At 65.2% G+C, this 12310-nt stretch carries 6 protein-coding genes and 1 pseudogene; all 7 read right to left on the reverse strand.

Going from position 1 to position 12310, the window contains the following annotated elements; all coding sequences use genetic code 11:
* Positions 1-887, reverse strand: a pseudogene (locus ACTHNZ_RS05755) (peptidase M50); the annotation flags it as partial.
* Between the two features lie 41 nt (positions 888-928).
* Positions 929-2365 carry an efflux RND transporter periplasmic adaptor subunit gene (locus ACTHNZ_RS05760; protein WP_440541539.1) on the reverse strand — a complete coding sequence of 479 codons (1437 nt, stop codon included), beginning with the start codon at positions 2363-2365 and terminating at the stop codon, positions 929-931.
* 12 nt (positions 2366-2377) lie between these two features.
* Positions 2378-3181 carry an efflux RND transporter periplasmic adaptor subunit gene (locus ACTHNZ_RS05765; RefSeq protein WP_440541540.1) on the reverse strand — a complete coding sequence of 268 codons (804 nt, stop codon included), beginning with the start codon at positions 3179-3181 and terminating at the stop codon, positions 2378-2380.
* Between the two features lie 38 nt (positions 3182-3219).
* Complete coding sequence (locus tag ACTHNZ_RS05770; RefSeq protein ID WP_440541541.1) at positions 3220-4812, reverse strand: TolC family protein; 1593 nt, start codon at positions 4810-4812, stop codon at positions 3220-3222.
* Between the two features lie 23 nt (positions 4813-4835).
* A complete protein-coding gene (locus tag ACTHNZ_RS05775) occupies positions 4836-11162 on the reverse strand; it encodes a DUF4347 domain-containing protein (protein ID WP_440541542.1) in 6327 nt (2108 codons plus the stop codon).
* A gap of 49 nt (positions 11163-11211) precedes the next feature.
* Entirely contained in the window at positions 11212-11829 is a 618-nt protein-coding gene (locus tag ACTHNZ_RS05780; RefSeq protein ID WP_440541543.1) for a phage tail protein, read from the reverse strand.
* A 55-nt stretch (positions 11830-11884) separates the two neighbouring features.
* Positions 11885-12223, reverse strand: coding sequence for a DUF6916 family protein (locus ACTHNZ_RS05785; protein WP_440541544.1), 339 nt, complete (start codon positions 12221-12223; stop codon positions 11885-11887).
* Positions 12224-12310: the final 87 nt, after the last annotated feature.

Here is a 12310-nt window from a genome sequence, read left to right on the forward strand (position 1 = left end):
CGCATGAACGGACTGGCATTGATCGTCAGCGTGCCGATCCACGTCGTCGTTGCCAGTAGGAACGCACCCGCGCGCACCGGCCCGTCCGGCAATAGGCTCCACGCCAACGTAGCGAACGCGGCCAGCGTCAGTTCGGTCAGCATGCCGGCGGCGCCGATGCGCAATCGCTCGGCCCTCCCCGGCACTTTCCACGCTTCCGTCGTATCGGTATAAAGCACGGGGACCATCACGAGAAGCGCCACGCCCATCGTCGGCACGCGGCACCCGTAACGATGCGCGGTGAACGCATGCCCGAACTCGTGCAAAATCTTCGCGCAGCCCAGTGCAAGACCGATCGCAAGCAGCCCGCGCAAGTCCGCGTAGCCGTGAAACGTGTGGATGAATTCGTCCCATCGGCGCGAGACCAGGACGAGCCCGGTCAGCGCCACAAGCGCCACGCCAACCCAAAACGCGGGCCGGTAAGCGATCTCGGCGTAGCGCGCGAACCGCCGAAGGAACGGCATCGGGCGCCAAAGCGGAACGCGGATCATCAGGTAGTGCTTGAGCAGCCACATCGCGTGCGAGAGCTTGCCCGCCGCGGCGGCGCCGCTGAGCCGCCCCGTATCCGCCGCGCTCGCGGACACCAGCAAATGCTGATGGTGGAGCGTGCGCACGAGCGCCTCGAAGTCGTCGATCGACAACGTCAGCGTCGTCTCGGCGTTGACCGATGCGACGATCGCCGCGGCATCGTCGAGCGGCCAGCGCGACAGCATCTCGAACGCGGGCCAGCCGATTTGAAAAAAGCGATTCGCTGCCGGATCGTGAAGCATCCAAGTCGGCGCGCCGTCCGGCGTCGTGGCGCCGGGCGTCAGGCTCAGTTCTTGGCGAAGGGGCGGAAGGCGCGACATCGAATGGCGAAAATCGGATGAAAACCGGCGGCCTGCACGGCCTACCAGCCGAGCCACTGCCGTGCCGTCGCGAGCGGCCGACGCAGCAGATAGTAGGCCAGCGGGACCCAGCGGCCGTGAATACGCGCGGTGCCCATTACACCGAGCGGCGGCTTGACTGCACCTGAGAACGTCGCCTTCACGCGGTAGGCGACGACACCCTCCGGCGTCGGCTCCGCGCGATACGCGACGGTATCGATGCGCGCATCGTACGAGGCCAGCGGCGAACTCTTCGGATACAGCGTAAGCGTGGCGCCCGGCACGACGTCGACGTTGTCGGCCACCGGCACGTAGGCCGTCAACTCGACACTCGCCGGATCGGCCAGCAGCATCACTTTTTCGCCGATCGACACCGCTTTGCCGTTCCAATCGTTCGGATCGGAAAATACAGCCACGCCCGCACGCGGCGCATTCACCTTCACGCGCGCGAGCTCACGCGCCGTATAGTCGAGTTCGACCGCGCTCTCTTCGAGCTTGCCCTTGCGCAAGGCCATGTCGAGCCGGTCTTTGTCATCGGTCACGGCAAGCTGCGCGGTTTGCCGATACTCCTCCTGCGCGGTGGCGTAGTTTTTGTTCGCAAGGGCATAGCGCGAAGCTAGTGCGGTCGAATCGAGCGCGAACAGCTGCGCACCGGCAGCGACACGTTGATTCGGCTGCGCATAGAGCCTATCGATGACACCGTCGAGCGGTGCGCGCACGACGAACGGATCCTTCGCGGTCACCTCGGCCGGCGCGAGCACCGTCAGCGGCACCGGAACGATCAGCGCACAGGCGGCCACCGCTAACGCGCGACGCCGATGCTTGCCCGCGCGCAGTGCGAGCTTGGCGCGCTCGAGCCACGACGTGCGCGGTGAAAACGCCGAGAGCGCATGCGACCAGACGCGCGCGAGCTCGGCGAACAGCGCTTCTTCGAGGTGCGTCCACGGTTGCTCGCGCGCAAAGACGACGGCGCCTAGCGAGCGGCCCGCGCGATCGGCGAGCGGTACCCATAGCGCGTGCGTCGGCCACCAGGAATCCCAATCGGCGGCGAGTACGTCAGGCAGGCTGTCCGCGGTCAAGGCGCGGGGCCAAGTACGATCCTTGGCGTCCGCCGCTTCCGTATCGGCGGCAGTCACGGTCGCCGCACCGTCCTGTGCCTGCGGCGACGGTCCCACCGCCGCATGGGTCGAGCGGCGTTCGAGCACCCGGCATACCTCGCCGAGCCACTGCACGTAGGGTGCACCGGGATCGCTCTGCGGTAGCCCTGACACGGCCGCGACGGCGCCGGGCACCGGTGCAGGCGCGCGCCACCATGCCGCTTGACGATACGGCACGAGTGAAAGCGATTCGTTGACGATGACGAACCCGAGCGTCTCCTCGGTCTGCGCCTCGCGCGCACGCGCCGACAATTGCCATAGGACGGCGAGCGTGGCCGCCTCGATCTGCACCGGAGCGTTCATGGCGGCTCGCGGTTAGTGACCCGTGCCGGCGAAGCTCGCCCAGCCGCTCATGCCGGGCAGAAGCTCGGACGTCTTGCCCGACAGCGCGGCCGTGACGTCGACGGTCTGCGTCACCGGATCGACGCGAGCGCCGATCCGCGCAACGGTGGCCGGATAGGTCTTGCCGACTTCATCGACGGTGACCGTCAAAGCATGGCCGGGCTTGAGCCACGCGAGCCACTTCGACGGCACGATCATTTTCAGTTCGAGATGGCCCGTATCGACGATCGTGAGCAGCGGCTTGCCGGGCTCGGCGAACTGCTGCGCCGCCGCGCTACGCTTGACCACGCGCCCGTCGAACGGTGCCGCGATGCTGCATTTGTGCACCGTCGTCTGCATGTAGGCGACCTCGGCCGCGCTTGCCTTCGCCTTGGCAGCGGCTTGTTCCACGTCGAGCTGTCCGATCGAATGCAGTTGCGACAGCCGATCGTCGACGCGCTTCAATTGCACCGCCGCGTCGGCCTCCGCTTGCGCCTTACGCAATTGCGCGGCGAAGAGCGAGCAATCGAGCGAGACGAGTGTCTGTCCGGCACGGAATGCATCGCCATCGCGAAACGGCATGGATGCGATCTTCGCGCTGACTTCGCTCGAGAGATCGACCTGATCGCGCGCGACGAGTTGAATGCGAATGCGGCCGTCGTCCTGCGTCCGCCCCGATGCCGGCACGGCAGGGGCCGCGGGAAGCGGCGACGCAGGCGCTACGCCCTGAACCGGAGCCGATGCGTGAGGCGCCGCGGCTTGCGGTGCCGCGGCCCATACGCCGTGAAGCAACGACATCAGGGCAGCACCGCATAGCCCTGTCTTGCACCCTCTATTCATTGCGCTTTTGCTCCATCCGCGCCGCCGAACGAGGCCCAGCGCGCTTGCTCCTTGTCGATCGATTGCTCGATCGATTTCAAATCGGTGTCGCCGGGATTCCCCGGCAGCGGATCGAGCCCGAGCGTCGCGAGCATCTGCCCATATGCGCTCTCGAGTTCGCCGTAGCTTTGATAGAGACGCAGCTCCGACATCATGGCCGACGTCGCCGCGCGAATCTCTTCGAGCTTGCCTTGCGCCGTGGCCACGGTGGCATTGTGCGTGTGCTGCAGAATCTGCGCATCGACGTCGTTGAGCTGCTTGTACAGATCGAACTGGCGCCGCTTGGCGCTGAGTTCGGTGCGTGCGACGTGCACTTGCGTGAGCACGGCCATGGACAACGCAAGCTGCTGCGCCCGAGCGACTTCGTGCTGAGCATCCGCCGCACCGCGGATATTCTTTGCGTTGAGCAAGTTCAGCAAATTCCAGCTCACGTTGATACCGGCGGCACGCCATGCGTGATAGGCAAGGAAGCTGTTGCTGTCGTAGTGCGCGCCCAACTGGAATTCGATACCGGGCAGCAGCTTGGCGATCGCCTTATGGGTCTCGTTGACGCTGATGCGCTCGTTGTAGCTCGCTTCGACGAGTTCGGGGCGACGTTCGAGCGCCGTCTCTTCCATGCGGTCCATCGGCATATCGAACGTCGGAACCGAGAAGCCCTCGGGCGGTGCCAGCATGATGTCGGTGCCGGGCGCGATGTTCATGAGCGAGGCGAGCCGCGGCTTGGCTTCGTCGAGCTGGTCGCGCACGGCTTCGAGCTGGCGCATGATGTCGAGTAGCGCGTGCTGGTAGGCGAGCGTATCGAGCGGCGAGCGCAACCCTTCCGATTGCGATTGACGCGACTCCTCCAGCGCTTGCTTGGCCTGGGTCAGCAGCGGGCCGATGCGGCCCTCGAGGCGTTGGGCACCGACGGCCTCCCAATACGCTTCGCGTACTTGCTGCATCATCAGTTGCACGACCTTGCGGCGGCGCTGTTCGACGACGAGCACGCGATCGGCTTGTTCTTTTGCCTCGAAGTAGCTGACGCCGAAGTCGAGCAAGTTCCACGAGAACGTCAGGTCAGCCGTCCGGTCGTTCTGATCGGTCGAGTACGACGGCTCCAATGACACTTGATGTGTTTGCAGCGAGACGGACTCCGACGCGAGCGGATGATCGCGATAGGTATAGCCGGCCGCCGTGGTCAAACGCGGCAACATGTCGAAGTTCGCTACGTCGAGCTGCTTTTGAGCGAGCGCTTCTTCCATCATCTTCAAGCGATGATCGAGATTGAAGCGAATCGCGCGCGCCATGGCTTCTTCGAGCGTCACTGGGCCGGACAGCGGCGGCTGATCCGCGAACATCGCCGTGCGCTCGGCATGCGCATTCTGCACGCGCTCGGCGTCGGTGAACGGCGTCGGGTGAATCGCGCAGCCCGACAGCCATAATGCGGCGACGGAGACGGCGATCAGCGAGGGGCGCAACGCGCGCGTCGAACGCGCCCCGCTCGTGGCCTTGGGCGCAGGTGCAACGCCTGCGGCGGGCATCGCTTCGGCAACTAATGGTTGTAGTGTCATTTGTCTTAGAGGATGACGGTCGTTCATGCGCGGCGTGGTGCGACGCGCGGATGCGATACGTGCAGCGCCGCGCGGGCCTGCGCGAACTGCCGATCGAGCGAAGGCTTGCCGACCGGGCGCGCAGCGCGCGCGACGGAGGGTTCCGCAAGCGCCGCATGCCCCGGCGGCTTCGGATGAGTGACGCCGTGACTGGCGCCGTGGGAATCGTCATGCCCGGCATGGTTGTCGCGCGGAGCCAGCACGATCTCGCGGCGCGTTCCATGGCCCGAGGCATCGCGCGTCTGAACGACGATGCGCACGTTCTCTACGCCCGCCGGCAGTTTGCCGCGCAAAACACCGTGTGCGGCGTCGTAGCGAATCCATCCCGGCAGCGTGCGGCCGTCCGCAAGCCGCACGGTGATGTCGGCGCCGCCTTGCATGGCCTCTGATGGCGGGAGCAACGTCGCGACGTTGATCGAGAACGGGTCGTTGGGCGCCATCGTGAACGATACATCCGGCAGCGAGGACTGCACGTCGTTCGGTGCGAGCGCCGCCATGCCGATGTCGAAGCTCGGCACCGAGGTGTGATCGAGCGAATGCATATTCGCCGGCGCGTTCGGATCGGTGAACGTCATCGTTTGCACGATGGGCACGGAGCCGATCGGCATCGGACGATCAAATTCGTCGAGGACGTCGGGCGGGCTCGTGTCGTCGCTGAATATCGACGAATGCGAGGAAGCCGGCGTATCGACGATCACCGGGGGCGCAGCAGGCACGATCGGCGGGAACAACGATGCATGGGCGATGGCGACTGTGTTGGATGCAAGCGCGCTGCTCTTCACGCCGTCGCTGACCGCGAAGCTGATGGTGCGGCTGCTGCCGGCGCTCTGCGAAGAATCAGAGTACGTGACCGATTGCAGCGCCGCGGCCCATTGTGCGATCGTCGCCGTGCCCCCGGCCGACGTCAACGTCAAAACGCCGGTAGCGGCGTTGTAGCTCGACATGGTGATGTTGCCCGTCGCCGCACTGCCCGTGAACGAAAGCGTGTCGTGCTCCGCGTCGAAGCCGCCGCTGATCGCGACTTGCGCCGAAGTCAGCGTCGTGTTGTCGGCATCGGTGATCGTGACCTGCGGCGCCACGGCCACGGGTGTCGAGCCGTTCCCGCGCGCGGTGAACGTGACGCCGCCGCTGACGCTGAGCAGCGGCGTTTGGTCCGTATCGGCCACGGTGACGCTGCGCGTTTGCACGGCGCTGGCGGCGCCGTTGCCGTCCGTTACCGTAAAGCTGATGACGCGCGTCGTGGTGGCGGGCGTGATCGCGGTGTCGGTGTACGTGATCGCCGCGAGCGCCGCTTGCCACTGGTCGCGCGTGGCATTGCCGCTGCGTGAGGTCAGCGTCAGCACGCCGCTGTTCGCAGCATAGGCAGCGCTGATGTCGCCCATCGTCGCGCTGTTGCTCGCGAGCGCGAGCACGTCTTCGCCCTGATGGAAGCCACCCGTGATCGAAACGCTGGCGGAAAACGTGCTGCTGGTCGCATCCGTCAGCGTCAAGCCCGGTGCGACGGTGACCGGAGTGGACGTCGCGTTGTCCGCAGCCACGAATGAAGCGGCGCCCGAATCGAGCGTGACGTGCGGCCGATCGAGCACCGCGACGGTGTCGGTCGCCACGGCGCTCGTCTTCGTGCCGTCGCTCGTCGCAAACGAAATCGTGCGATTGCCGAGCGTGGCGCTCGTAGTCGCGAACGTCACCGCCGACAATGCGTGGGACCACTGCGCGTCGGAGGCCGTCGCACCCGCGGACGTCAGCGTCAGCACGCCCGTCACCGCATTGTACGAACCGACGATGTTGCCGAATGATGCTGAACTCGTGTTCGTGAACGAAAGCGTGTCGCCGCTATTGAAGCCCGTGCCAATCGAAACGGTGCCAATCGATTGCGTCGTGTTGTCGAGGTCGCTGACCGAAATACCGCTGTCTATCGTCACGGCCGACGATGCGCCCACGTAGCGCGTCGTGCCGCCCGTCGTCGTCACGATCGGCGTTTGATCCGTGTCGGTCACGGTCACGGTGCGCGTCGCGGTGTTGCTGGTGGTCGCACTCGTATCGACAGCCGCGAAGCTGATCGTGCGCGTCGCGTTGCTCGGGGTCACCGCCGTATCGGTGTAGGTCACCGCATCGAGCGCCGCTTGCCATTGCGCGAGGCTCGCCGTCGCACCCGAGGATGTCAGCGTGAGCACACCGGTGCCGGCGTTGTAAGACGCAGCGATGTTGCCGAACGTTGCAGCACTCGTGTTGACGAACGCGAGCACGTCCTCGCCGCTATGAAAGTTACCCGTGATCGCCACGGTCGCCGACGCCAACGTGGGCGCGGCGCCGTCCGTCAGCGTCAAGCCCGCATCGATCGCCACCGGTGTCGAGGCCACGTTGTCACCGGCCACGAACACGGCCGAGCCCGAATCGGTCGTGATCGTCGGCGGCCCGAGCACGACCACGGTGTCCGTGCCGACCGCACTCGTTTTGGTGCCGTCGCTCGTGGTGAACGAAATCGTGCGGTTGCCCGGCGTCGCGCTCGAACCGGCCGAGAACGTCACCGCACTAAGCGCATTCGACCATTGCGTGTCGCTGGACGTGGCTCCCGAAGACGTCAGCGTCAACACTCCCGTCACCGCGTTGTAGGAACCCACGATGTTGCCGAAGGTGGCCGAGTTGGTGTTCACGAACGTCAGTGTGTCGCCGCTGTGGAATCCGGCCGAGATCGATACGGTTCCCAACGCTTGCGTCGTGTTGTCGCGGTCGCTGACTGAAATGCCGCCGTCGATCGTTGCTGCCGATGTGCCGCCTATGTAGTTCGTCGTGCCGCCCGTCGTCGTCACGATCGGCGTTTGATCGGTGTCGGTGACCGTCACCGTGCGCGTGGCCGTCGCGCTCGTGTTGCCCGCGCCGTCCACCGCCGTGAAACTGATCGTGCGCGTCGTATTGTTCGGCGTGACCTGCGTGTCGGTGTACGTCACCGATTGCAGCGCACTTTGCCATTGCGCGAGCGTCGCCGTCGCGCTGGACGACGTCAGCGTCATCACCCCTGTGGCCGCGTTGTACGAGCCCGTGATGTTGCCCATCGTCGAACCGTCGTTCGTAAATGCGAGCACATCTTGGCCGCTTTGGAACCCGCCCGTGATCGCTACCGTCGTCGAACCAAGCGTCGCCGCACTGCCATCGGTCACCGTCAAACCCGAATCGATCGCCACCGGTGTCGAGGCCGTGTTGTCTCCTGCAACGAACGCAGCCGAACCCGAATCCATCGTGATCGCCGGCGGCGCCGTCATGTTGATCGTGTCGGTCGCCGCCGTGCTCGTCTTCGTGCCGTCGCTCGTCGCGAACGAGATCGTCCGGCTACCGTAAGTCGTGCTCGTGCTCGAGAACGTCACGGACTTCAGCGCGCTCGCCCACTGCACGTCCGTGGCCGTCGCACCTGCGGACGTCAGCGTCAGCACACCCGTGGCCGCGTTGTACGAGGCCGTGATGTTGCCCATCGTCGAACCGTCGTTCGTGAAGCTGAGCGCGTCGCCGCTATGGAAGCCGCCGGAAACCGATACCGTGCCCGACGATTGCGTCGAGTTGTCGAGATCGCTGACGGAAACGCCGCCGTCGATCGTCACGGCCGACGAAGCACCCACATAGTTCGTCGTGCCGCCCGTCGTCGCGACGATCGGCGATTGATCGGTGTCGGTGACCGTCACCGTGCGCGTGGCCGTCGCGCTCGTGTTGCCCGCGCCGTCCACCGCCGAGAAACTGATCGTGCGCGTCGCGTTGTTCGGCGTGACGGCCGTATCGGTGTACGTCACCGATTGCAGCGCACTTTGCCATTGCGCGAGCGTCGCCGTCGCGCTGGACGACGTCAGCGTCATCACCCCGGTGGCCGCGTTGTACGAGGCGGTGATGTTGCCCATCGTCGAACCGTTGTTCGTAAATGCGAGCACGTCTTGGCCGCTTTGGAACCCGCCCGTGATCGCTACCGTCGCCGATGACAGCGTACCGGCGGCGGTATCGCTCACCGTCAGCCCCGCATCGACCGCGACCGGCGTCGACGCCGTGTTGTCGCCGGCCACGAACGCGGCCGAGCCCGAATCCACCGTTAGCTGAAGCGGATTCACGACATTGATCGTGTCGGTCGCGGCAGTGCTCGTCTTCGTGCCGTCGCTCGTGGCAAAAGAAATCGTTCGCGCGCCGAACGTGGTGCTCGTGCTCGAGAAGGTCACCGCCTTGAGCGCGCTCGCCCACTGCGCGTCGCTAGCGATCGCCCCTGCGGACGTCAGCGTCAGCACCCCCGTGGCTGCGTTGTACGAGGCCGAAATGTTGCCCATCGTCGAGCCATCGTTCGTAAAGCCCACCGTGTCGCCGCTGTGAAAGCCGCCGGAAACCGACACGGTTCCCGACGATTGCGTGGTGTTGTCGCTATCGCTGACCGAGATGCCGCTGTCGATCGTGATGGCCGCGGCCCCTTCGCTGTAGTTCGTCGTGCTGCCCGTGGCCGTCACGATCGGCGTTTGATCGGTGTCGGTGACGCTGACCGCCTTGCTCGTCGAATTGCCGGCCGTGAAACCATCGCTCGTGATTTGGAAACTGATCGTGCGCGTCGTCGCATTCGGCGTAACTGCCGTATCGGTGTAGGTCACCGCACGCAACGCAGCCTGCCATTGCGCGATCGAGGCGGTCCCGCCCGACGAGCTGAGCGTCAAGATGCCCGTGGTCGCGTTATAAGCCGCCGAAATGTTGCCGTACGTCGCCGCACTTGTGTTCGTGAAAGCGAGCACATCCTCCGTGTTGTGCAAATTGCCGACGATCGACACCGTGGCGCTCGTGGCCGTGGTCGAATTACCGTCGGTCAGCGTCACGCCAGAGTCGACGGCGACAGGCGTAGACGCGACGTTGTCTCCCGCCACGAAGGCGGTCGTGCCGCCGCTGGCCGTGAGCGTCGGCGGCGAAGACGGCGAGAGATACGTGAAATTGTCGAGCGTGGGCGAGAGGTACGTGCCATTGCCGCTCGTCTCGACGAACTTGATGCTCTTCACCTGAGAGAACGCTGCATTGCTCGACAAATCGACGTGAAAGAGCGAGCTGCTCGCGACGTGGCCCGGCGTGTAGGCCGTGGCGCCGGCGGAAACATCGAGTGTAATGCTCCCGAGTACGTTTCCCGACCCGTCGAGCGCTTGAACCGTCACCGCGTTGCTGACGAAGATATCGATGTCGAAGTTCTCTATGGCCATCGAACCGCCATCTTGACGCGTAAGCGTCAACGTCGACATCTGCGTGCCCTGCGTATTGACGACGAGCTCTCCGCCCGACCCACTCGCCGGAAGCGAACCGCTGACGACCTGATACTCGACCGCTTGATCGCCGGTATAGGTCAAGGTCGACAAACCGAGCGTCGTCGACGCGACCGGCGTCGTGCCCGAATCGTAGCCGACCGAACCGTCATACGTCTCGTCGTACGCGGAAAGAACGTGGTCGTAGTTCTGCTCCGAAGCCGCGGAGAATATGACGCCCGTATGCACGGCGCCCGCGTCGTATTCGAGCACCCAGTCGCCACCGAGCGTGGCCGCGCCGGTCGCATCGGTCGACGCCGCCACGTTCAAGCCGGAGATCGACGAAATCTGCTGCACGAGCGCTTTGCCATCCGCATTGCCGGCAACGTCGCAGCCGTAGATCAAGAAGTCGCCGCCCGCCTTCATCGATGCCCCGATCTGCGCAAATTCGGTGCTATACGTCGACCAGTCGGCTTCGTTGATCCAGGTGCTGCCGACCTGAAACTCGCCGGCCGCCCCGTGCGACACGAGGTGAATCGCACTTACGCCGGGGTGATCGTGCAGATACTGCTCGATTTGCAGCAGCCCATCCTTCGTCGAATCGAGCACGACGTACTGCGTGCCGGCCGGTAATCCGGCGACTAGCGTTTGAAGATCGGAAACGTTCGAATTGACGAAGACGACTTGCTTGTCCACCGATGCGCCCACGACGTCGGTATAGCCTTGCACCGCACGGACCGTGGACGCGTCGCCCACGCCGGCCGCCGGCGGCGTGTTCGTGGAGCCGTGCGCCGCACCCGTCGCTGCCGACGAGTCCACCGCGCGTGCACCGGCGCCCGAGACGGGCACCGCGGCGGGTGCGCTCGCCCCATCGTGCGTGTCGGCACTCGCCGGATGCTGCTGCGCCACCGCAGCCGCCATACCGATCGACGCGGCCGATGCGTCGTAGACGATGCGCGGCTCGAGCGCGACGATGAGCGGCGCAGGCAAAGCGGCGACTTCGCTGCGTGAAATCGCCGCGGGCGCGCGCATCGCGGCGAGGAGCTTCGAGAATCTGGCGGCGAGTTTCATCGCTTGTCGTCCTTGAGCGCGCGCCGCGCGGGCGGCGCGCAGTCGTACATCACCCGCGCGGTGGGAAGACCCCTACCAGCGCAATGCAGAAGTTGATACCCAAATACGGATTGCGCAATGCAACGGGAACATTGCTGCCGGTAAGGCTATTCGTGATGCTGGGCGGATTGCCCGCCAGCGACACGTTGAACGGCTTGAGCGTCGTGTCGGGCGTCGCGCTGCTGTAAAGCAACCCCTGGTGATTCGTTACGCTGACCGGCCCCGGCACGGTGTTCGCCGAGGGCGCGCTAGCCTGAGTGCCCGCCGCGGTCGACGTCGTCGCGGGAATCGCGATCGGGCCCGAGGCGCCGCCGCCGCCCACCACCGTCGCGGTGTGCGTATGTTGCGGCATGTTCGCGATCGTCAGCGCGGCGGTTTCGGTCCCGCCTGTCTCGCCGATGTTGATGGTCGAGAGGCCCAAGCCTTGACCGACGCCTACCGGGCTGCGGCCTTGCAAGTTTGGCAATTGGAAGTTCGATACGCCATTGCCGCCGTAGAACGTGCCCAGCAGCGCGAACAACGCTTGGTTTTGCGTGACGGCAATTGTTTGGCCTGCACAGAGGGCCCAGCCCTCAGGCGCATAGTTGAACGCCACCATGCGAATTTCGCCGATAAACGGATCACTCATTTGACGCCTCCTGTCGATATTTCGATATTCTCGAGATTCGAGTTTTTTTGAATCGCTATGCCGCATCCGGCGAGCCGGCGATCTCCGCCAGCGCATCGGCACGGCAGTGCACGACGACAGTGAGTGTCGAGTGCCCATCCTCGGTCGGCCTCGTCGGCGTCGCGAGCAGATCCCACGTGCGGCCGGCAGGAGAACCGATTCGATAGACGTCCTGCGGTAGAAAGACACTCGCAGGCAGTTCGAACGTCGCCGAGTAGCAGACGAAACTGTCGCTCATTGGAATGCCGGCAGGTGCGTGCGTCAGCACGGCCGCGACGGTCCGTCCGTCGGCCAAGCTGAACGTGAAGCGTTGCCCGATCGCTTCGATCAACTCGTCGTGGGTGGGAATGGACAACAAGCAAGCCCCCGTGGGTTGGTCGTTATTGGTATCGCCCGGCGTTGCGGCCGGAGTCGACGTTGTTACCGCCTCGTTCGCGCGGCC

Origin of the sequence: Trinickia sp., from assembly GCF_051953955.1 — a bacterium.
GTDB lineage: Bacteria > Pseudomonadota > Gammaproteobacteria > Burkholderiales > Burkholderiaceae > Trinickia.

Bases quoted from the DNA above. Each gene is read 5' to 3' on its own strand.
- ACTHNZ_RS05760 (WP_440541539.1), bottom strand. From the start codon at position 2,365: ATGAACGCTCCGGTGCAGATCGAGGCGGCCACGCTCGCCGTCCTATGG.
- ACTHNZ_RS05765 (WP_440541540.1), bottom strand. From the start codon at position 3,181: ATGTCGTTGCTTCACGGCGTATGGGCCGCGGCACCGCAAGCCGCGGCG.
- ACTHNZ_RS05770 (WP_440541541.1), bottom strand. From the start codon at position 4,812: ATGACACTACAACCATTAGTTGCCGAAGCGATGCCCGCCGCAGGCGTT.
- ACTHNZ_RS05775 (WP_440541542.1), bottom strand. From the start codon at position 11,162: ATGAAACTCGCCGCCAGATTCTCGAAGCTCCTCGCCGCGATGCGCGCG.
- ACTHNZ_RS05780 (WP_440541543.1), bottom strand. From the start codon at position 11,829: ATGAGTGATCCGTTTATCGGCGAAATTCGCATGGTGGCGTTCAACTAT.